Genomic DNA, 21,995 nt, shown 5'->3' on the forward strand with positions numbered 1-21,995 from the left:
GGGCTCCGGCGCAGCGGTCTCGGGGGGCGCCGCGCTGGGCGCCGCCGGGGTCTCGGCCGTGACCTGCGCGGACTCGCCGCCCTCGGCTCCGGCGGGCGGGCCAGCGGGACGCGAGGCGACGCGGCGCCTGCGGCGCGGCGGCAGCGTGTCGCTGGGGCTGTTGTTCTCTTCGGGGTTCTCTCCGGCCGTGCCGGAGGACAAGGTCTCGTTGGACATCCGGGCGTTTCTCCCGTCACGTTCCCGGGCGCCGCGCCTGGTTCCGGTCCGGCGGCGGTCCGCGCGCTGCGCGTCCGCCACCGCCCGGGGCGCGGGCGCCGCACGGGAACTCTGTGTCTGGCTCGCCGGTTCCCTACCCGCTTGTCCCGCGGGCACGGCCTGGCGAAAGTCTTCTGGTCTGTGCGCTGCCCGATCCAGGTGGCTCCCGGATTCGAGGGCGGCGCGCGGCGACGGTCCTACGCGGGGACCGGGTCCCCTCCCGCCGTCGCGGCGGCGGTCCCGGGGGCCGTGGTGCGGCCCGCCGGCTCCGCCTCGCGGTCGGGCGCGAGCGGGTCGGTCACCGTGCCGGACTCCTCGTCGAGGGGCCCCTGCGCCAGCCTGGTCACCGCTGCGGGGACCGGCGGCGCCAGGTCGGCCACAGCTCGGAGACCGGACAGGACGTCGTCGGGTCGTACGGCGGGTGTCGCGTGCCGAACAACCAGCCGCAGTATCGCACAGGGGGCCGTACCCGCGGAGCCGCCGCCCTGGCGGGACTCCGCGACGACCCGCAGGTCGACGACCGCGGCGCGGGCGTCGAACGTCCGCATGCCGTTCTTGGTGCGGCGCTCGACCTCGACGCTCTCCGCCGCGAGGAACGCGGCGACCGCGCGCTGGGCGGTGCCCTCCGCGACGCCGTCGAGGCGCAGCTCCCACACGGAGGCGGTCAGCCGCTCGGCGAGCCCGGGGACCCTGGCCTCCACCGCGTCGACGACGTCGAGGCCCGCGGGCAGCGACGCGTCGAGCAGGTCCCGCAGCTCGCGCGGGTCGCGCGGCTGCGTCAGGGCGATCTCCAGGAACTCGGCCTCGCTGCCCGTGCCGGTGGGTGCGGCATTGGCGTACGACACCTTCGGGTGCGGTGTGAACCCCGCCGAGTACGCCATGGGCACCTCGGCGCGGCGCAGCGCCCGCTCGAAAGCGCGCTGGAAGTCGCGGTGGCTGGTGAACCGGAGGCGGCCGCGCTTGGTGTAGCGCAGTCGGATGCGCTGCACCGCGGGTGCGGGCGGCGGGCCTTCGGGCTGTCGCTTGCCCAGTGGTTTCTCTCCTCGGTGCGGGGCCGCGCGGTCTGGCGCGGCCCTCGGGGTCCTCCCCCTCGGATCGCGCCGGGCTCTGGTGGTCCGGCCCGGTCCGAACGCGGGACCCCGGGCGTGCGGTGGGCTCCGTCTCCCGGCGTCGGTCCTGATCGCTCAGGACGACTTCGGGTGCGGGCGCCGCGCCGGGGACAGTCGTTGTACTACCCAGAGTACGCGCACGGGCCCCGTTCGGTTCCCCGGCCTCCCGCGCCCGGCCGTACGCCCACCCCGCGGGCCCCTCGCACACCGCGCGCATCCCCCACACCGCGGGCCCCGCGGAACACACCGCCGCACGCCGGTCACACCGACATTCCCTGTGGCCTCTCTTTCTCAACACACCTCGTATGGTGCGGAGTTGACCGGAGAAACACACCGAAGGGCCGCCGACCTGGCCCGGCCGCCCGGGGGGTGAGGGGCGGCCGGGCCGGAGCGCGGGCCGGCCCAGACGGCGGGGCGCGCCAGGGGACGCCGGGCGCTTCCCCGGCCGGGCGCACGGCCGCGCGCACCGACCGTAGGTCCCCGGCCGCCCCCGGCGCACTCCGCTGCCCGGCCGTCACTCGACGCGGTGGCGCGCCGTGGCGGCAGTGCCGCGCGTGGCGCACGCCCGCCCGGCCCCCGCACACGCGAGCGACCGGGCGCGCCGCCCCCGGGCCTACTTGACGACCGTGAGCGGCAGCAGCTTCTTGCCCGTGGGGCCGATCTGGATCTCGGTGTCCATCTGCGGGCACACGCCGCAGTCGAAGCACGGGGTCCAGCGGCAGTCGTCGACCTCGGTCTCGTCGAGGGCGTCCTGCCAGTCCTCCCAGAGCCAGTCCTTGTCCAGGCCGGAGTCCAGGTGGTCCCAGGGCAGGACCTCCTCGTAGGAGCGCTCGCGGGTGGTGTACCAGGCCACGTCGACCCCGTAGGCGGGCAGGGTCCGCGCGGCGGCGTCCATCCAGCGGTCGTACGAGAAGTGCTCGCGCCAGCCGTCGAAGCGGCCGCCGTCCTCGTAGACGGCGCGGATCACCGCGCCGACGCGGCGGTCGCCGCGCGAGAGCAGGCCCTCGACGATGCCGGGCTTGCCGTCGTGGTAGCGGAAGCCGATGGAGCGGCCGTACCTCTTGTCGCCGCGGATGCGGTCCCGCAGCTTCTCCAGGCGGGCGTCGGTGTCCTCGGCCGACAGCTGCGGCGCCCACTGGAAGGGGGTGTGCGGCTTGGGCACGAAGCCGCCGATCGACACCGTGCAGCGGATGTCGTTGGATCCTGAGACCTCGCGGCCCTTCTGGATGACGTTCATCGCCATGTCGGCGATCTGGAGGACGTCGTCGTCGGTCTCGGTCGGCAGGCCGCACATGAAGTACAGCTTCACCTGGCGCCAGCCGTTGCCGTACGCGGTGGCGACCGTGCGGATCAGGTCCTCCTCCGAGACCATCTTGTTGATGACCTTGCGGATGCGCTCGCTGCCGCCCTCGGGGGCGAAGGTGAGGCCGGAGCGGCGGCCGTTGCGCGTCAGCTCGTTGGCCAGGTCGATGTTGAACGCGTCGACCCGGGTGGACGGCAGCGAGAGGCCGATCTTGTCCTCCTCGTACCGGTCGGCGAGGCCCTTGGCGATGTCGCCGATCTCGGTGTGGTCGGCGGACGACAGCGACAGCAGGCCGACCTCCTCGAAGCCGGTCGCCTTGAGGCCCTTCTCGACCATGTCGCCGATACCGGTGATGGAGCGCTCGCGCACCGGCCGGGTGATCATGCCTGCCTGGCAGAAGCGGCAGCCGCGGGTGCAGCCGCGGAAGATCTCCACGGACATCCGCTCGTGCACGGTCTCGGCGAGCGGCACGAGCGGCTGCTTCGGGTAGGGCCACGCGTCGAGGTCCATGACGGTGTGCTTGGAGACGCGCCACGGCACGCCCGACCTGTTCGGCACGGTGCGCGCGATGCGGCCGTCCTGGAGGTACTCCACGTCGTAGAAGCCCGGCACGTAGACGCCGCCGGTGCGCGCGAGCCTGAAGAGGACCTCGGCGCGGCCACCGGGGCGGCCCTCGGCCTTCCAGTCACGGATGATGTCGGTGATGGTCAGGACGGCCTGCTCGCCGTCGCCGATGACGGCGGCGTCGATGAAGTCGGCGATCGGCTCGGGGTTGAACGCGGCGTGCCCGCCGGCCAGCACGATCGGGTGGTCCTCGGTGCGGTCGGCCGCGTCCAGCGGGATGCCCGCGAGGTCGAGCGCGGCGAGCATGTTGGTGTAGCCGAGCTCGGTGGAGAAGCTCAGCCCGAACACGTCGAAGGCGGAGACCGGGCGGTGGCTGTCGACCGTGAACTGGGGGACGCCGTGCTTGCGCATCAGCTCCTCCAGGTCGGGCCAGACGCTGTACGTGCGCTCGGCGAGGACGCCCTCGCGCTCGTTGAGCACCTCGTAGAGGATCATGACGCCCTGGTTGGGCAGGCCGACCTCGTACGCGTCGGGGTACATCAGCGCCCAGCGCACGTCGCACTCCTCCCACGGTTTGACCGTGGAGTTCAGCTCGCCGCCGACGTACTGGATCGGCTTCTGTACATGCGGGAGCAGAGCTTCGAGCTGCGGGAAGACCGAATCGGCAGGCATCGCGGATCTTTCGTGGGCCGGCTGTGTGGTACGCCCGCCGTGCGGGCGGCTCGCCCGCACGGCGGCAGGGGCCGCGCCGGGGCGATTAACCAGCGTACCGCGCGCGGCGGGCCCGGCAGGCCGCCCCTGGGCCTGCCGGGGCTCAGCCCGCGGGCGCCCCGCGCTTCGCCACCTCGCGCCACACCCGGGGCAGCTCGCGCTCGCAGGCACGGGCCCGCGCGTCCTCGTCCGCGTGGAGCAGCCCCCAGGTGAAGGACGGCTCCCCCGCCGCGTGGGCCTGGACGGCGAGTTCGCGCACGGCCGCGCGGGCGACGACGGCGTCCTGGTGCTCACCGAGGAGGCGCTGCACCTTCTTGACGCGCTTCGCGAACCTCGCCGCAGGCCTGCCGATGCCGGGCACCGCGGCCTGCGCGGCGTACCTGACCCGTTTGGCCGCCTTGCGTGCCGAGTGCAGCGCCAGGTCGCGCTCCTCGCCCGGCGGGAGGGCGAGCGCGCGGTCGACGCGCCGGGCGAGCCCGCGGTACTCCTTCGCCAGGGCCTTCGGCAGCGCCTTGCGCGGCGGCTTCGCCGCGGCCCCCCGCAGCGGCGGGTCGGCGAGCAGCGCGGCGAGCGCGTCGAGGAGCGCGGTGTGCCGGCGGTCGTCCAGGGTGGTGAGGGTGAGGTCGCGGGCGTGCGCGCCGCGCGCCACGCTCCACAGCCGCAGCCGCGCCTCGACCGGGCCGAGCAGCAGGGGCGCGGGCAGCGCGTCGATGCGTTCGCGCAGGTGCCCGGTGAGCACTTCGGTGTCGCGGTCGGCGCCGAGCGCGGCGCCGAGACGGCGCAGTTCGGCCTCGACGGGCCGGGTGGCGCCCCGGTCGAGTACCGAGCCGTACACGCGCAGCACGGAGCGCAGTCGGCGGGCCGCGACGCGCAGTTGGTGCACGGAGTCGGGCTGCCCGCGGCGGACCGCCGGGTCGAGCGTCTGGAGCGCCTCGGCCTGTTCGCGCAGGTGGGCGAGGAGGTGGTCGCCCGCGGTGCGGGGCGGCGGGCCGTCCTCTCGCGGGGGCACGGGCGGCCCCGTCTCGGCGAGCGCGCGGGCCAGCTTCGACGGGGACCGCGCCGGTATGAGGCCGGCCCCACGCAGCCGCTTGTCGACGCGGCGCAGGATGTCCGGGTCCGCGCCGGGGGCGAGTTCGGCCTCCGCCTCCATCCAGGAGGTGACGGTGAGCCGGCCGCCGAGGCGTTCCGCTCGTACGTCGTCGACGGCGAGTTCCACGAGCGGTGTGCCACCCTTGCCGAGCAGCCGGGTCACCGTGCGGGAGGTGACGAGCCGGACGACGGGCGCGAGGTCCGCGCCCCTGGTCCGCGACCGCACCAGCCGGGCGAGTTCGTCCGGCAGCTCGGCGGAGAGGGGCGCGTGCAGCTCGTCCCGTACGCCGGGCGCGACGGGGAACTTCAGGTGCCAGCCCGCGTCGTGGCCGCCCTCGCGCCGCCGCAGGGTGACATGGCCCGCGGCGAGCCGCAGGTCGGCCGTGTCGTGGTAGACGGCGTCGAGGCCGACCGTGCCCTCGGCGCGCGCCTCCGCGACGCCGGGGACGCCGGTCAGGTCGGGCAGGGCGGGCGGGCCGCCCGTCGCGCCGCCCGGGGAGTCGGGGAACACATACGTCCGTTCGACCTCGCGCGTGGTGTCCGTCATGTCCTCCGGGTAACCGGAAAGGGCCGCCCCCAAGCCCGGGGGCGGCCCTTCTCACGGTCGTGCGCGTACGGCTCAGACTCCTATCGGCCGCTGCACCTTGATCGACTGCAACAGGCCCACCGCCATCCACACGGCGAACATGGAGCTGCCTCCGTAGGAGACGAACGGCAGCGGCAGGCCGGCCACCGGCATGATGCCGAGCGTCATCCCGATGTTCTCGAACGCCTGGAAGGCGAACCAGGCGATGATGCCCGCCGCGACGACCGTGCCGTACAGCTCGCTCGACTCGCGGGCGATGCGGCACGCGCGCCACAGGACGACGCCGAGCAGCAGCAGTATGAACCCGGCGCCGAGGAAGCCGAGCTCCTCGCCCGCGACGGTGAAGACGAAGTCGGTCTGCTGCTCGGGCACGAACTGCCCGGTGGTCTGCGAGCCGTGGAAGAGTCCCTTGCCGAGCAGTCCGCCGGAACCGATCGCGATGCGCGCCTGGTTGGTGTTGTAGCCGACGCCCGCCGGGTCGAGGTCCGGGTTGGCGAACGCGGCGAACCGGTTGATCTGGTACTGGTCGAGGATGCCGAGCGCGGTCACGGCGACGGCGCCGACGACGCCCGCGCCGATCAGCCCGAGGATCCACCGCTTCGGCGAGCCGGACGCCAGCAGGCAGCCGAGCACGATCACCGCCATCACCATGACGGAGCCCAGGTCGGGCATGAGCATGACGACGGTCATCGGCACCAGCGCGAGGGCGAGGGCCTTGGCGACCGTGCGGTGGTCGGGGTGTTCTGTGTCGCCCGCGTCGACCCGGGAGGCGAGGATCATCGCCATCCCGAGCAGGATGGTGATCTTGGCGAACTCCGAGGGCTGTACGGAGAAGCCGCCGCCGATCACGATCCACGAGTGGGCGCCGTTGATCGTGGAGCCGAGCGGGGTGAGGACCGCCAGCATCAGCAGGATCGACAGCCCGTAGAGGATCGGCACGGCACCGCGCAGCGTGCGGTGGCCGAGCCACAGGACGCCGGCCATCAGGGCGAGGCCGATGCCGGTGTTCATCAGGTGGCGTACGAGGAAGTAGTACGGGTCGCCGCCGTTGAGCGCGGTGCGGTTGCGGGTCGCCGAGTACACCAGCATCGAGCCGATGAGGGACAGGGCGACCGCGGAGAGCAGCAGCGGCCAGTCGAGCTTGCGCAGGGCCGAGTCGCGGGCCGCGAGCCGCGCCCAGCCGGTACGGCGCGGACCGTAGCCGGAGACGGAGAAACCACTGGTACCGGCCATCGCTCAGTCCCTCCGGGCCGGGGTCGCGAGCGGGCCCGCGGCCACCTGCTGGGTGCCGCCGCCGGTGCCGGCGGGCTCCGCCGGCTGCTCTGAGGCGTTCGGGTCCGCCGGGGCGCTCGGGCCCACCGGCTCCTTCTTCTTCGGCGCCTTGTACGGCTTGAGCTCCGGCGCGTCGATCGACCCGTCGGACTGGATCTTCGGCAGCGCGGAGACCGGCTTCGGCAGGATGCCCGCCTTCGGGTCGATGGAGCCGTCCGCGCCGATGCCGTACATGGCCTCGTAGATCTTGCGGACCGCGGGGCCCGCGCCGCCCGATCCGGTGCCGCCCTGCGAGATCGTCATGATGACCGCGTAGTCCTTGGTGTACGTGGCGAGCCAGGCGGTGGTCTGCTTGCCCGCGACCTCGGCCGTACCGGTCTTGGCGTGCAATGTGATCTTGTCCTGCGGCCAGCCGCCGAACTGCCAGGCGGCGGTGCCGCTCGTGACCACGCCCTGGAGCGCCTTGTTGATGTACGAGATGGTCTTCTTGCTGTCGGGCAGGTGCCCGGAGACCTTGGGCCTGATGGGGGTGACCTTCTTGCCGTCCGCGCTCACGACGGCCTTGCCGATGGTCGGCTGGTACATCGTGCCGCCGTTGGCGATCGCCGAGTACATGACGGCTTCCTGGATCGGCGTGAGCAGCGTGTCACCCTGCCCGATCGCGTAGTTCAGCGAGTCACCGGGGCGGATCTGGTAGCCGTCCTTGCAGTTCTCGAACTCGATCTGCTGGACGTACGAGCCGTTCTTCTTTCCGTCCTTGCACCACGCGGCCTTGTTGGCGTCCCAGTAGGCCTGCTTCCACTGGCGGTCGGGGACCCGGCCCGAGACCTCGTTGGGCAGGTCGATGCCGGTCTTCTTGCCGAGCCCGAACTGGTGGGCCGTCTTGAAGAACCAGTCCTTCGGGTGCTTCGCGTTGATCCCGCCGTCCTTCTTCCACTGGTCGTAGGCGACGTTGTAGAAGACGGTGTCGCAGGAGACCTCCAGCGCCTTGGCGAGGCTGATGGCGCCGAAGTTCTCGCCCTCGAAGTTCTTGAAGACGCGGCCGCCCACGGTCATCGAGGAGGTGCAGGGGTAGCCGCCGTCCGGGTTGTACCCGGCGTTGACCGCGGCGCTCGTGGAGATCACCTTGAAGGTCGAGCCGGGCGCCGACTCGCCCTGGGTGGCGCGGTTGAGCAGCGGGTAGTTCGACTTCTTGTTGGTGAGGTTCGTGTACTGCGCCGACGAGATGCCGCCGGTCCACACGTTCGGGTCGTACGTGGGGTTGCTGGCCATCGCGAGGACGCGGCCGGTGTGCACGTCCATCACGACGGCGGCGCCCGAGTCGGCCTTGTAGTTCTCGCCGGTGACGGAGTCGTACTGCTTGCGGAGGTTCTTCATCGCCTCCGCGAGCTCCTTCTCCGTGACCGCCTGGACGCGGGAGTCGATGCTGGTCACCAGGTTGCTGCCGGCCTGCGCCGGGGTGGCGCCCGCCTTGCCGATGACGCGGCCGAGGTTGTCGACCTCGTAGCGGGTCACACCCGACTTGCCGCGCAGCTGCTGGTCGTACTCGCTCTCCAGGCCGGCGCGGCCGACGCTGTCGGAGCGCAGCAGCGGGTTGTCGGTCTTCTCGGAGGCGGCGACCTCCTTGTCCGTCACCGGGCCGAGGTAGCCGAGGACCTGGGCGGCGTTGACCCCGACGGGGCCCGGGTAGCTGCGGACCGCGGTGGGCTCGGCGGTGATGCCGGGGAAGTCCTCGCGGCGCTCCATGATCTGGAGCGCCTGCTGGGTGGTGGCCTTGTCGGTGATCGGGATGGGCTGGTACGGGGAGCCGTTCCAGCACGGCTTGGGCGTCTTCGCGTCGCACAGCCTGACCTTGTCGACGGCGTCCTTCGGCTTGATGCCGAGGACGCCGGCGAGGCGGGTGAGGACTGCCTTGCCGTCGTCGGGCTGCTTCAGCAGTTCGGTGCGGCTCGCGGAGACCACGAGCCGGGTCTCGTTGTCGGCGAGGGGCACGCCCCGGTCGTCGACGATGGAGCCGCGCACGGCGGGCTGCACGACCTGCTGGACGTGGTTGTTGTCCGCTTCCTGCGTGTACTGCTCGCCGTTGCGGATCTGGAGGTACCAGAGCCTGCCACCGAGCGTGAGCAGCAGGGAGAAGACGAGGATCTGGATGACGATCACCCGGATCTTCACCCGGGGCGTCCTGCCGGTCTCCGGAATGTTGCTCACAGCCGCTTGACCCCCTTGATGCGTCCCGCCTTCGCCGCCCTGTTGCGGGCGGCCCGCACGCGCAGCCCGCCGCGCTGGCCGCCGATCCGCAGCCCGGTGCCGTAACCGGTCCAGCCGGCCGCGACGTCGGCGCCCGCGCCCCCGCCGCCGGACTTCTGCGACTCGGCGAGCGGATCGTTGTCGGCCTTTCTCGCGAGCGCCATGATCCAGGGCACGGTGAACGGCGCGAGCAGCAGGTCGTACACGGCCGCCGTGAACAGCAGCCCCCCGAGCCCCACATGGCGGGCGGCCGTGTCCCCGACGAGCGCGCCGACGCCCGCGTAGAGCAGGGTGGAGCCGAGGGCGGCGCAGACGACCGCGAACATCGGCAGCAGCGCCGAGCGGACCTGCCCGTTCTCCGGGCGTACGAGCCCCGCCAGGTAGCCGATCACGCAGAGCACCAGCGCGTACCGCCCGGCCGCGTGGTCGGCGGGCGGCGCGAGGTCGGTCAGCAGGCCGGCGCCGAAGCCGACGAGGGCGCCGCCGACGTGCCCGTACACGAAGGCGAGCGCGAGGACGACCAGCAGCATGAGGTCGGGCACCGCGCCGGGCAGGTGGAGTCTCGCGAGGACGGAGACCTGGAGGACCAGGGCGACCACGACCAGCGCGGCCGAGAGCAGAATCCGGTTGATGCGCATGGAGCGGCTCTATTCCTGATTGTCGTCGGCGGTGCCGGTGTTCGCGTTCGGATCGGGTACGGCGTCCCCGCCGTCGCCCGCGCCCTGGCCGGTGTCCTGCCCGGTGCCCCGGCCTTCGCCCGCCGTGTCGTCCTGTCCTGTGCCCTGTCCCTCGCCCTGGCCCGCGTCGGCGGACGGGCTGACCGTGACGGTGACGGTCGGGGCGGGCTTCGCCTTCGGCTTCGGCGGCAGGACCGTGTCCCGCGGGTCCTGGTGCGGCGCCTGGACGACGACACCGACCACGTCGAGCTTGGTGAAGCCCACGAACGGCTTCACGTACACCGTCCGCGTCAGGCCGCCGCCCGAGGGGTCGACCCGCTCGACGGTGCCGACGGGCACGCCGGGGACGAACGGCTTGTCCTTGCTCGACCCGAAGGTGACCATCCGGTCGCCCGGCTTGACCTTCGCCTTGGCGTTCAGCAGCTGCACGGAGATCGGCCGGTCGCCCTGCCCCGTGGCGAAGCCCAGCTCCCCGGTGCGTTCGAGGCGGGTGCCGACCGTGAAGTCGGGGTCGTTGGCGAGGAGCACCGTCGAGGTGGTGGGGCCGACCGTGGTGACCCGGCCGACGAGCCCGTCGCCGTTGAGCACGGTCATGTCCCGTTTGATGCCGTCACGGGAGCCGATGTCGAGGGTGACCGTCCAGGAGAAGCCCTGCGCGGCTCCTATCCCGACGACCTGGGCCCCCTTCACCCCGTACTGCCCCGCGCCGGCGACCCGCAGGATCTTGTCCAGCTCCTTGGCCTTGGCGCGGTTCTGGTCGTCGCTGCCGAGCTCGCGCTTGAGCTGCGCGTTCTGCTGTTCGAGTTCGGTGATGCGGTTGTGCCGGGTGTCCGAGTCCCGGACCGCGCTTATGGCGTTGCCCACCGGGTTCACCGCGCCCGCCACACCGTTCTCCACGGGCCCGAGCGCGGCGGCCGCCGCGTGTCGCGCGCCGTCGACGGGGGAGTTCTCTCCCCCGCGGATGTCGACGGTGATCAGGGCGAACGCGACGACGATCAACAGCACCAGGAGCAGCCGGCTCTCCTTTGTGTCCCTCACGTGCGGCGGCCGTGCCTTCCTCGTAGGAATGTCTCTGCCTGTGTATCAACGAGCCGCCGTACGGGACGGCAGCGGCCGCACGGCGGTTTCCTTCGGATGCCGGACATCCGACCGTCCGCATTCAGGGGACACCGCGCGGCCCCGGGACCGCGGCCGGTCAGCGGCGCGGCTGGGCGTCCAGCACCTGCTGGAGCGCCTCGAACTCCTCGACGCACTTGCCCGAGCCGAGCGCCACGGAATCCAGCGGGTTCTCCGCGATGTGGATCGGCATGCCCGTCTCGCGGCGCAGCCGCTCGTCGAGGCCGCGCAGCAGCGCGCCGCCGCCGGTGAGGACGATCCCGCGGTCCATCACGTCGCCCGAGAGCTCGGGCGGGCACTTGTCGAGGGTCGTCTTGACCGCGTCGACGATGGCGTTGACGGGCTCCTCGATGGCCTTGCGCACCTCGGCCGCGGAGATGACCACGGTCTTCGGCAGCCCGGAGACCAGGTCGCGGCCGCGGATCTCGGTGTGCTCGTCCTTCTCCAGGTCGTACGCGGAACCGATGGTGATCTTGATACTCTCGGCGGTCCGCTCGCCCAGCAGGAGCGAGTACTCCTTCTTGATGTGCTGGATGATCGCGTTGTCCAGCTCGTCGCCCGCGACCCGGATGGACTGGGCCGTGACGATGCCGCCGAGCGAGATCACCGCGACCTCGGTGGTGCCGCCGCCGATGTCGACCACCATGTTGCCGGTGGCCTCGTGGACGGGCAGGCCCGAGCCGATGGCCGCGGCCATGGGCTCCTCGATGATGTGCACCTGGCGGGCGCCCGCCTGCGTCGACGCCTCGATGACGGCGCGGCGCTCGACCCCGGTGATGCCGGAGGGCACGCAGATGACGACACGGGGCCGGGCGAGGTAGCGGCGCTTGTGGATCTTCAGGATGAAGTACCTGAGCATGCGCTCGGTGATCTCGAAGTCGGCGATCACACCGTCCTTCAAGGGCCGTACCGCCACGATGTTGCCGGGCGTGCGCCCGATCATCTTCTTCGCCTCAGCGCCTACCGCGAGAATGCCGCCGGTGTTGGTGTTGATGGCGACGACGGACGGTTCGTTGAGGACGATCCCCCGGCCTCTGACGTACACCAGCGTGTTGGCGGTCCCGAGGTCGACAGCCATGTCACGGCCGATGAACGACATGTTGTTCCCCATGAGGATGCGTCTGGCCTTCCCAATCGAAGCGTTGATGGCTTTTCAGGACGGCGAGGTGGGTGGTGGAGCGCGCGCGAAGCCCCAGGCTTGCCCGGCTTGGGCTCATCGTAGTGCCGCCAGCCCCTGATCGGCGCGGTGGCCCACCTCAGTATGGGTGACGAAGTGTCTCCGCGATGCGTTCCCGTAAGGGCGCGGAGCAATCCCTCGGGCGACCGAATTCCTCCGGTCGCCCCAGGCCACAGGCTATTCGGCTGACAGCCGGTCAGGAAAGTCCGGGAAAGAAAATCTTCAGTTCCCGAATGGCGGACTCCTCGGAGTCCGACGCGTGGATCAGGTTTTCCCGGACAATGGTGCCGAAGTCCCCCCGGATGGACCCGGGCGCCGCGGCGATCGGGTCGGTCGGGCCCGCGAGGCCGCGCACCCCCTCGATGACCCGCTCGCCCTCGACGACGAGCGCGACGACGGGTCCTGACTCCATGAACGCGACCAGCGGTTCGTAGAACGGCTTGCCCTCGTGCTCCCCGTAGTGCTGCTCCAGGGTCTCCCGGTCGAGGGAGCGCAGGTCCATGGCGGCGATGCTCCAGCCGGCCTTGCGCTCGATGCGTCCGATGATCTCGCCCACGAGGCGGCGGCGCACGGCGTCGGGCTTGAGGAGGACAAGGGTGCGCTGGGTCGTCATGGGTGCGGCTCCTTGGGTAGGGGGTGACTGTGAGCGAAACGGTGGTGTGAGGCTACCGGTGCCGCTCGCACCGCCCGCACGCGGCCGTGCGGATGACGTGCGGGTACGGGACCGGGCCGGGGCCCCCGTACCCGTGGACGCCTATTCCCCCGGCACGGTTTCGCCCGGGGCGCCCTCCCGCTGCTCGGCGGGGGCGGCCCAGCGGGCCTTGTGCGCGTCGACGATGCGGCCGTAGTGCACGGACGCCCACCACAGGGCGGCGAACGCCGCGCCGAGGATGAACATCATCGGCACCGCGAAGCCGCTGAGCAGCAGTGCGGCCTGGAGCACCCAGCCGAGCTGCACCCCGCCGGGGCGGGTGATCACGCCGCACAGCGCGAGCGAGAGGAACATCGCGATGCCGCAGACCGTCCAGACGGCCGCCGTGGACAGCGAGGCCGACTTCATGGCGACCAGGCCCGCGAAGCCGATCACGAAGAACTCGGCGAGCAGCGTCGATGAGCAGAGCGTACGCATGGCCGTGTGTCAGCCCCTCCTGAGCAGCAGCCGGGCCTCGCCGACCGTCATGACGGAACCCGTCACGAGCACCCCCGCGCCCGCGAACTCGCCCTCTTCCTCGGCGAGCGTGATCGCCGCCTCCAGCGCGTCGTCCATCCGCGGCTCCACCTGGACCCGCTCGTCGCCGAAGACCTCGACGGCGACGGCGGCGAGCGCGTCCGCGTCCATCGCGCGGTAGTGGGAGTTCTGTGTGACGACCAGCTCGGCGCAGACCGGTTCGAGCGCTTCGAGCAGCCCCCGCACGTCCTTGTTGGCGCTGGTGCTGACGACACCGATCAGCCGGCTGAAGTCGAACGCCTCGCTGACCGCGTCGGCGGTGACGCGCGCGCCCGCCGGGTTGTGCGCCGCGTCGAGCACCACCGTGGGCGAGCGCCGCACGACCTCCATGCGTCCCGGCGAGGAGACCGCGGCGAACGCCTTGCGCACCGTCTCCCCGTCCAGCGGGTCCGGCCGCGCCGAGCCCACCCCGAAGAACGCCTCGACCGCCGCGAGCGCCACCGCCGCGTTGTGCGCCTGGTGGGCGCCGTGCAGCGGCAGGAACACCTCGCCGTACTCGCCGCCGAGGCCGCGCAGCGTCATCAGCTGCCCGCCGACGGCGACCTCCCGGGAGAGCACGCCGAACTCCAGGCCCTCGCGGGCCACGGTGGCGCCGCGCTCCGCGGCCTTCTTGAGCACGACCTGCGCGGCGTCCACGGGCTGCTGGGCGAGCACCACGGTCGCGCCGTCCTTGATGATCCCCGACTTCTCCCCCGCGATCTCGCCCGGTGTGTCGCCGAGGCGGTCGGTGTGGTCGAGGGAGATGGGGGTGATCACGGCGACGCCCGCGTCGATCACGTTGGTGGCGTCCCAGGTGCCGCCCATACCGACCTCGACCACGGCCGCGTCGACCGGGGCGTCCGCGAAGGCCGCGTACGCCATCCCGGTCAGCACCTCGAAGTACGAGAGCCGGTGCGGCTGGTCGGCGTCGACCAGCTCGACGTACGGCTTGACGTCCCGGAACGTCTCCACGAACCGCTCGGCGGAGACCGGCGCGCCGTCCAGGCTGATGCGCTCGGTGACCGACTGCACGTGCGGGCTGGTGTAGCGGCCGGTGCGCAGGTCGAACGCGCCGAGCAGCGCCTCGATCATGCGGGCCGTGGAGGTCTTGCCGTTGGTGCCGGTGATGTGGATCGACGGGTAGCCGCGCTGCGGGTCCCCGAGCAGGTCGAGCAGGGCGCGGATGCGCACCGTCGACGGGTCGAGTCTGGTCTCCCCCCAGCGGTCCGCGAGCTCCGCCTCGACGGCCCGCAGCGCCGCGTCGGCCTCCGGGTCCTCCGGGCGCCCCGGGACGTCCCCCGCGGGGGGCCCTGCCTGGGCGCGCAGCGTGCGGCTGCCCGCCTCGATCACGGCGAGGTCGGGGTCGCGGGTGGTCTCGTTCGCGACGATGGCCTCGAAATCGTCGTCGGGGCCGTCGTGCGCGTCGTGCTCGGGGGTGTCACTCACGGGCCCCAGTCTACGGAGCCGCGCGGGGGCGCAGGGCCGCGGGCGGGGCCCCGCACGCGAAGGGGGCCGGGCCCGCCGCCCGGCCCCCTTCACCGCTCGTGTCGCCGCCCGCGCGTCACGCCCGGGGCAGCGCCGCGCGCTGCGCGGTGATGCGGGCGATGTCCGCCTCGGCCTTCGCGAGGCGGCCCCTGATCTTGTCGACCACCTGGTCGGGGGCCTTCGCCAGGAACGCCTCGTTGGCGAGCTTCGCCTCCGCCTGCGCCTTCTCCTTCTCGGCCGCGCCCAGGTCCTTCGTGAGGCGCTTGTGCTCGGCCGCCACGTCGATGGTGCCCGACAGGTCGAGCGCGACCGCGGCACCCGCGATGGGCAGCGTCGCCGTCGCCTGGAAGCCCTCTCCCTCGGGCTGGAGCCGCAGCAGCGCGCGGATCGCGGGCTCGTGCGCGGCGAGCGGGGTGCCGGACAGGTCGAGGCGCGCGGGCACCCGCTGACCCGGCTGGAGCCCCTGGTCGGCGCGGAAGCGGCGCACCTCGGTGATGACCTCCTGCAGGTGCTCGATCTCCCGCTCGGCCGCCTCGTCGCGGAAGCCGCCGTCCGCGGGCCACTCGGCGACGACGACGGACTCGCGTCCGGTGAGCGCCGTCCACAGCGTGTCCGTGACGAACGGGATCACCGGGTGCAGCAGCCGCAGCGTGACGTCGAGGACCTCGCCGAGGACCCGGCGGGAGACCGCGGCCCCCTCGCCGCCTGCCGCGAAGGTCGTCTTCGACAGCTCGACGTACCAGTCGAAGACCTCGTCCCACGCGAAGTGGTAGAGGGCGTCGCTGAGCTTCGCGAACTGGTAGTCGTCGTAGTACGCGTCGACGGCGGCGACCGTGCGGCCGAGCCGGGACAGGATCCACCGGTCGGTGGCGGAGAGCCGCTCGGGGGGCGGCAGCTCGCCCTCGACGGTGGCACCGTTCATCAGCGCGAAGCGCGTCGCGTTCCACACCTTGTTGGCGAAGTTGCGGGACGCCTGGACCCAGTCCTCGCCGATGGGCACGTCGGCGCCAGGGTTGGCGCCGCGCGCCAGGGTGAAACGCACCGCGTCGGCGCCGTAGGTGTCCATCCAGTCCAGCGGGTCGACCACGTTGCCGAAGGACTTCGACATCTTCTTGCCGTGCTCGTCGCGGACGAGGCCGGTGAGCGCGATGGTGTGGAAGGGGGGCGTGCCGTCCATCGCGTACAGGCCGAACATCATCATCCTGGCGACCCAGAAGAAGATGATGTCGTGGCCGGTGACCAGGGTGTCCGTCGGATAGAACTTCTCAAGCGACGGGGTGCGCTCGGGCCAGCCCAGGGTGGAGAACGGCCACAGCGCCGAGGAGAACCACGTGTCGAGGACGTCGGTGTCCTGCGTCCAGCCCTCGCCCGTGGGGGCCTCGTCGTCCGGTCCGACGCACACCGTCTCGCCGTTGGGGCCGTACCAGACGGGGATGCGGTGGCCCCACCACAGCTGGCGCGAGATGGTCCAGTCGTGCATGTTGTCGACCCAGTCGAAGTACCGCTTCGACATGTCCTCGGGGTGGATCCTGACCCGCCCGTCGCGGACCGCGTCGCCCGCCGCCTTCGCCAGCGGCTCGACCTTGACCCACCACTGGAGCGAGAGCCGCGGCTCGACGGTGGTCCCGCAGCGCGAGCAGTGGCCGACGCTGTGGACGTAGGGCCGCTTCTCCGCGACGACCCTGCCCTGCTCGCGCAGCGCCTCGACGATCGCGGAGCGCGCCTCGAACCGGTCGAGCCCCTCGAAGGGCCCTGGCACGGTGATCACACCGCGTTCGTCCATGATCGTGAGCGATTCGAGGTCGTGGCGGCGGCCGATCGCGAAGTCGTTCGGGTCGTGCGCCGGGGTCACCTTGACCGCGCCCGTGCCGAACTCGGGGTCGACGTGGGCGTCCGCGACGACGGGGATCGTGCGGTCGGTGAGCGGCAGCTTGATCCGCCGGCCGACGAGGTGCGCGTACCTGGCGTCGTCGGGGTGGACCGCGACGGCCGTGTCGCCGAGCATCGTCTCGACCCGGGTGGTGGCGACGACGACGGTCTCGTCGCCCTCGCCGTACCGCAGCGAGACCAGCTCGCCCGCGTCGTCCTGGTACTCGACCTCGATGTCGGAGATCGCGGTCAGACAGCGCGGACACCAGTTGATGATGCGCTCGGCGCGGTAGATCAGGCCGTCGTCGTAGAGCCGCTTGAAGATCGTGCCGACGGCCTTGGAGAGGCCCTCGTCCATGGTGAAGCGCTCACGCGTCCAGTCGACGCCGTCGCCGAGGCGGCGCATCTGGCCGAGGATGCGGCCGCCGTACTCCTCCTTCCACTGCCAGGTGCGCCGGACGAACTCCTCGCGGCCGATGTCCTGGCGTGAGGTGCCCTCCTCCGCGAGCTGCTGCTCGACCTTGTTCTGCGTGGCGATGCCCGCGTGGTCCATGCCGGGCAGCCAAAGCGCCTCGTAGCCCTGCATGCGCTTGCGGCGGGTGAGGGCGTCCATCAGCGTGTGCTGGAAGGCGTGCCCGAGGTGGAGGGAGCCGGTGACGTTGGGCGGCGGGATGACGATGGTGTACGGCGGCTTGTCGCTCGCGGCGTCCGCCTCGAAGTAGCCCGCCTCCACCCAGCGCTCGTACAGCTTCCCCTCTACCTCGGCCGGCGCGTACTGGGTCGGCAATTCACGGGGAGCTGGTGGCTGCTGCGCTGAGTTCTCGGTCACGAAGCCAGTTTAGAGGTGTCCCCGGGCCGCCCCGAAACGGATTGCCGGGCGTAACGGTGTGGCCCCGGGGGCCCCGTGCCGTGCCCCCATCCGTCAGGATGTGGGACAGCTACATCCCTATGGGAGGGGAACGGACCGCAATGAGTGAGAACCAGCTCGGGCCTTACGGGGGGCCGCAGCAGCAGCCGCAGCAGCCCGGGTACGGCTACCCGCAGCAGCCCGGCCCCTACGGGCAGCCGCCGCAGCCCGGCGTCCCGCCGCAGCAGCAGCCGGGGTACGGCTACCCGCAGCAGCCCGGCCCTTACGGGCAGCCGCCGCAGCAGGGCGGGCCCGCCGGCGCCCCCAACCCGTACGCGCAGCCGGGGCCTTACGGACAGCCGGGACAGCCGCCGCAGCCGCCGTACGGACAGAACCCCTACGGGGGGCCCGGACAGCCGGGCCAGCCGCCCTACGGGGCCGGCCCCTACGGCGCCGGCCCGGCGGGCGGGCCGCAGAAGAAGAAGCGGACGGCGCTCGTCGTCACCGCCGTGGTGGTGGCGTGCGCCGTGATCGCGGGCGGCGTGTACGTCCTCACCTCGGGCGGCGGCGGGTCCGACATCGCCGACGACGGGCCGCACAAGCTCACCGCACCGGACCGGGTGCTCGACGGGCAGTTCGTCAAGAAGCCCGGCAGCGGCGGGAGTTCGGCCTCAAGTGACCTGAAGGACGCCAGGAAGGCCGGGGTCCGGAACCCCAAGGACATCTCCGCCGAGTACACCAAGGGCGACAAGGACAACCCGCTCACCGAGGTGGTGCTCGACTACGGCGGCGTCTACGGCACGATCGACGACCCCGAGAAGACGCTCGACACGTTCTTCGCCGGCCTGAAGAAGGAGTCCTCGTCCGACAAGGAGGGGCAGGGCAAGCTCGTCGGCAGCCCGCGGGCGGTCACCCCCCAGGGGCTCAAGGGCGCGGTCATGAAGTGCCAGAACCTCACGGTGCAGGGCGACACCTCGGGCGCGGGGCCCAAGGAGATCACCCTGCCGATCTGCGTCTGGGCCGACCACAGCACGCTGGGCTTCGCCACGTCGACCGACGTGGCGTCCGTGCTCGCGGGCAAGCCCACCACGATCGCCGACGTCGCGGAGACCACCACGAAGCTCCGCGACGACGTCCGCGTCGCGTCCTGACCCGCGGCGGCGGCCCGCGCACCGGGAACCCCGGGAAACGCGGGCACCCCGGGAGCTCCCGGGGACACGGGGACCCGAGAAACACCGAGGCGCCCGGCAGGTCGAGCTGATCGGCCTGCCGGGCGCCTCGTGCGTGCCGTGCCCGCGTCAGGCGGACTTCTCGTGCCGCCCGTCGTTCTTCACGATCCTGGGCTCGCGCGGCACCAGGGTCGGGTTCACGTGCGAGTGGACGACTTCCTCGGTGATGACCACGCGGGCCACGTCCTTGCGGGACGGGACCTCGTACATCACCGACATCAGGACCTCTTCGAGGATGGCCCGCAGGCCGCGCGCGCCGGTGCCGCGCAGGATCGCCTGGTCCGCGATGGCTTCGAGCGCGGACTCCTCGAACTCCAGCTCCGCGCCGTCCAGTTCGAACAGCCGCTGGTACTGCTTGACGAGCGCGTGGCGCGGCTCGACCAGGATGCGCTTGAGCGCCTCGCGGTCGAGGTTGTGCACGGAGGTGATCACCGGGAGGCGGCCGATGAACTCCGGGATCATCCCGAACTTCACCAGGTCCTCCGGCATGACCTCCTGGAACATGTCACGCGCCTCGATCTCGCGCTTCGAGCGGATCGTCGCGCCGAAGCCGATGCCCTTCGCACCCGCGCGCGCCTCGATGATCTTCTCAAGGCCGGCGAAGGCGCCGCCCACGATGAACAGCACGTTCGTCGTGTCGATCTGGATGAACTCCTGGTGCGGGTGCTTCCTGCCGCCCTGCGGCGGCACCGAGGCGGTGGTGCCCTCCAGGATCTTCAGCAGCGCCTGCTGCACGCCCTCGCCCGAGACGTCACGGGTGATCGACGGGTTCTCGCTCTTGCGCGCGACCTTGTCGATCTCGTCGATGTAGACGATGCCCGTCTCGGCCTTCTTGACGTCGTAGTCGGCGGCCTGGATGAGCTTGAGGAGGATGTTCTCGACGTCCTCGCCGACGTACCCGGCCTCCGTCAGCGCCGTCGCGTCGGCGATGGCGAACGGGACGTTGAGCATGCGCGCGAGCGTCTGCGCGAGGTGCGTCTTGCCCGAGCCCGTGGGGCCGAGCAGCAGGATGTTGGACTTGCCGAGCTCGATCGCGTCCTCACGGCCCGAGCCGCCGCCGTTCTCGCCCGCCTGCACCCGCTTGTAGTGGTTGTAGACGGCGACCGAGAGGGACTTCTTCGCGGGCTCCTGCCCGACGACGTAGCCCTCAAGGAACTCGTAGATCTCGCGCGGCTTGGGCAGTTCCTCCCACCGCACCTCGGAGGTCTCGGCGAGCTCCTCCTCGATGATCTCGTTGCAGAGGTCGATGCACTCGTCGCAGATGTACACACCGGGCCCTGCGATGAGCTTCTTCACCTGCTTCTGGCTCTTGCCGCAGAACGAGCACTTGAGCAGGTCGCCGCCATCACCGATGCGTGCCACGAGGTGCTTCCCCTTCGCCTGGGAGCAGCTTGGTTCAGCGGCTCCTGTGCCTCATATCCGACGGTACCTTGCCCGGCCCGGTGTCCGGGCCCCTCTTGGCGCGGTTCGCCGTGCCCCCCGGACGACCGTACGACATCCGTACGGCCGCCGTAACGGCCCCGGACGTACCGGGCGGGTGCGCGACGCGACCGCGCCAAGGGCGCGCGCCGGTCAGGCCGCTGCGGCGGCCGTGGTCTTGCGGGTGGAAACGATCTGGTCGATCAGGCCGTACGAGAGCGCTTCCTCGGCGGTGAGGATCTTGTCGCGCTCGATGTCGTCCCTGACCTTCTCGATCGGGGTGGTGGAGTGCTTCGCCAGCATCTCCTCCAGCTGCATGCGCATGCGGAGGATCTCGTTGGCCGCGATCTCCAGGTCGGACAGCTGCTCGCGGCCGGTCTGGCTGGACGGCTGGTGGATCAGGACGCGCGCGTTGGGCAGCGCGAGCCGCTTGCCGGGGGTACCGGCGGCGAGCAGCACCGCGGCGGCGGAGGCGGCCTGGCCCATGCAGACGGTCTGGATGTCCGGCTTCACGAACTGCATCGTGTCGTAGATGGCCGTCAGGGCCGTCATCGAGCCGCCGGGGCTGTTGATGTAGATCGAGACGTCGCGGTCGGGGTCCATGGACTCCAGGCACAGCAGCTGCGCCATGACGTCGTTGGCCGAGGCGTCGTCGATCTGCACGCCGAGGAAGATCACGCGCTCCTCGAACAGCTTCGCGTACGGGTCGTACTCGCGGACGCCCTGGGAGGTGCGCTCGACGAAGCGCGGCACGACGTAGCGGTTGTCCACCTGCGGGCCCGTGTAGAGGCCGCTCGCGGAGTAGTTGTTCATGTCGGTGTTCACCATTCCTGTGACCTGGGAGACCTTCGGGGGACGGACCGGGGCGCGGACGCTCAGGCCCCGGTGCCGCCGCCGCCCGGGACGCCCGAGGCAGCGGAGATGATCTCGTCGATGATGCCGTACTCCTTGGCCTCCTCGGCGGTGAACCAGCGGTCGCGGTCGCCGTCGCGGATGATCGTCTCTTCGGTCTGGCCGGTGTGACGAGCGGTGATCTCGGCCATGCGCTTCTTGGTGCGGAGCAGCTGCTCGGCCTGGATCTTGATGTCGGACGCGGTGCCGCCGAGGCCCGCGGAGCCCTGGTGCATGAGGATGTCGGTGTTCGGCAGCGCGAAGCGCTTGCCCGCGGCGCCGCCGGTCAGCAGGAACTGGCCCATGGACGCGGCGAGGCCCATGCCGATGGTGACCACGTCGTTGGGGATGTACTGCATGGTGTCGTAGACGGCCATGCCGGCCGTGACGGACCCACCGGGGCTGTTGATGTAGAGGTAGATGTCCTTCTCGGGCTCGGCCGCGAGAAGGAGGAGCTGCGCGGTGATCCTGTTGGCGATGTCATCGTCGACCTGCTGGCCGAGGAAGATGATCCGCTCGCCGAGCAGCCGACTGTAGACCTGGTCGCCGAGGCCCCCACCGATGGACGGGTCTCCTGCGGCGGAAGGCATCAGATTCGTCACGTGTCCACCTGCTCGTCTCTGACGGCCTCGGCCGTCTCAGCGTCTTCGTCCCGAGATGTGGAGGCCGGGCCGTACCGCGCCCGGACGACTTCTCCGGCTCTCGTACTCATGGACCCTAACCCCCAGGTCGGCGGGCGCCATCCTGGTTCCGTAGCTGTTCGCTCGGAGCGCAAGGTAGTTGGCCCCCGGCGAAGGGTGCCGCCGACCGTACCGCGTGCCGTGCCCGCGCCGTGGAGCGGGGGCCGCTCCGGCGGCTGACCGGCCGGGACCGCGGCTGACCGGCCGGAACCGCGACCGCGGCACGGCCGGCGGCACACGCCGCGCAGGGCGCGCAGATGCG

17 protein-coding genes are annotated in these 21,995 nt (G+C 71.7%); 1 reads left to right on the forward strand and 16 read right to left on the reverse strand.

The window, feature by feature from the left end:
• The 13 genes from ABEA77_RS31405 to ABEA77_RS31465 all read right to left on the reverse strand — a co-directional run.
• Positions 1 to 216, reverse strand: a 216-nt coding sequence (locus ABEA77_RS31405; RefSeq protein WP_345655202.1) for a hypothetical protein, incomplete at its 3' end; no start/stop codon positions are given.
• Between the two features lie 236 nt (positions 217 to 452).
• Positions 453 to 1,244, reverse strand: coding sequence for a TIGR03936 family radical SAM-associated protein (locus tag ABEA77_RS31410; protein WP_345655203.1), 792 nt, complete (start codon positions 1,242 to 1,244; stop codon positions 453 to 455).
• 733 nt (positions 1,245 to 1,977) lie between these two features.
• Positions 1,978 to 3,903, reverse strand: coding sequence for a TIGR03960 family B12-binding radical SAM protein (locus ABEA77_RS31415; RefSeq protein ID WP_345655205.1), 1,926 nt, complete (start codon positions 3,901 to 3,903; stop codon positions 1,978 to 1,980).
• Positions 3,904 to 4,045: 142 nt separating this feature from the next.
• Positions 4,046 to 5,578 (reverse strand): CYTH and CHAD domain-containing protein, encoded by a 1,533-nt coding sequence (locus ABEA77_RS31420; protein ID WP_345655206.1) that lies wholly within the window; start codon positions 5,576 to 5,578, stop codon positions 4,046 to 4,048.
• A 72-nt stretch (positions 5,579 to 5,650) separates the two neighbouring features.
• Complete coding sequence (gene rodA, locus ABEA77_RS31425; protein ID WP_345655208.1) at positions 5,651 to 6,850, reverse strand: rod shape-determining protein RodA; 1,200 nt, start codon at positions 6,848 to 6,850, stop codon at positions 5,651 to 5,653.
• Positions 6,851 to 6,853: 3 nt separating this feature from the next.
• Entirely contained in the window at positions 6,854 to 9,097 is a 2,244-nt protein-coding gene (gene mrdA, locus ABEA77_RS31430; protein WP_345655210.1) for a penicillin-binding protein 2, read from the reverse strand.
• Complete coding sequence (gene mreD, locus ABEA77_RS31435; protein WP_345655212.1) at positions 9,094 to 9,774, reverse strand: rod shape-determining protein MreD; 681 nt, start codon at positions 9,772 to 9,774, stop codon at positions 9,094 to 9,096. Before mreD ends, mrdA begins: the two co-directional genes overlap by 4 nt.
• Before the next feature lie 9 nt (positions 9,775 to 9,783).
• Positions 9,784 to 10,851 carry a rod shape-determining protein MreC gene (mreC, locus tag ABEA77_RS31440; RefSeq protein WP_345655214.1) on the reverse strand — a complete coding sequence of 356 codons (1,068 nt, stop codon included), beginning with the start codon at positions 10,849 to 10,851 and terminating at the stop codon, positions 9,784 to 9,786.
• 157 nt (positions 10,852 to 11,008) lie between these two features.
• Positions 11,009 to 12,028, reverse strand: coding sequence for a rod shape-determining protein (locus ABEA77_RS31445; protein WP_225013313.1), 1,020 nt, complete (start codon positions 12,026 to 12,028; stop codon positions 11,009 to 11,011).
• Between the two features lie 274 nt (positions 12,029 to 12,302).
• On the reverse strand, positions 12,303 to 12,719 hold the full coding sequence (gene ndk, locus ABEA77_RS31450; protein WP_345655216.1) for a nucleoside-diphosphate kinase: 417 nt from the start codon (positions 12,717 to 12,719) through the stop codon (positions 12,303 to 12,305).
• A gap of 141 nt (positions 12,720 to 12,860) precedes the next feature.
• Complete coding sequence (locus tag ABEA77_RS31455; RefSeq protein ID WP_345655218.1) at positions 12,861 to 13,235, reverse strand: DUF4233 domain-containing protein; 375 nt, start codon at positions 13,233 to 13,235, stop codon at positions 12,861 to 12,863.
• 9 nt (positions 13,236 to 13,244) lie between these two features.
• The gene (gene folC, locus ABEA77_RS31460; RefSeq protein WP_345655220.1) at positions 13,245 to 14,759 is read right to left on the reverse strand and encodes a bifunctional tetrahydrofolate synthase/dihydrofolate synthase; all 1,515 of its coding nucleotides are present in this window, start codon (positions 14,757 to 14,759) and stop codon (positions 13,245 to 13,247) included.
• Positions 14,760 to 14,874: 115 nt separating this feature from the next.
• On the reverse strand, positions 14,875 to 17,496 hold the full coding sequence (locus ABEA77_RS31465) for a valine--tRNA ligase (protein WP_345655222.1): 2,622 nt from the start codon (positions 17,494 to 17,496) through the stop codon (positions 14,875 to 14,877).
• A 140-nt stretch (positions 17,497 to 17,636) separates the two neighbouring features.
• Between ABEA77_RS31465 and ABEA77_RS31470 the strand changes: the two genes are divergently transcribed.
• A complete protein-coding gene (locus ABEA77_RS31470; RefSeq protein WP_345655224.1) occupies positions 17,637 to 18,665 on the forward strand; it encodes a hypothetical protein in 1,029 nt (342 codons plus the stop codon).
• A gap of 147 nt (positions 18,666 to 18,812) precedes the next feature.
• On the opposite strand, the gene clpX is transcribed toward ABEA77_RS31470, so the two are convergent.
• The 3 genes from clpX to ABEA77_RS31485 form a co-directional block, all read right to left on the reverse strand.
• Positions 18,813 to 20,105: an ATP-dependent Clp protease ATP-binding subunit ClpX gene (gene clpX / locus ABEA77_RS31475; RefSeq protein ID WP_345655226.1), complete on the reverse strand. Its 1,293-nt coding sequence runs from the start codon at positions 20,103 to 20,105 to the stop codon at positions 18,813 to 18,815.
• 210 nt (positions 20,106 to 20,315) lie between these two features.
• Positions 20,316 to 20,990, reverse strand: coding sequence for an ATP-dependent Clp protease proteolytic subunit (locus tag ABEA77_RS31480; protein WP_345655228.1), 675 nt, complete (start codon positions 20,988 to 20,990; stop codon positions 20,316 to 20,318).
• A gap of 47 nt (positions 20,991 to 21,037) precedes the next feature.
• Positions 21,038 to 21,643, reverse strand: coding sequence for an ATP-dependent Clp protease proteolytic subunit (locus tag ABEA77_RS31485; protein WP_345655231.1), 606 nt, complete (start codon positions 21,641 to 21,643; stop codon positions 21,038 to 21,040).
• Positions 21,644 to 21,995 lie beyond the last annotated feature (352 nt).

The organism is Streptomyces tremellae (genome assembly GCF_039540215.1).
GTDB lineage: Bacteria > Actinomycetota > Actinomycetes > Streptomycetales > Streptomycetaceae > Streptomyces > Streptomyces tremellae.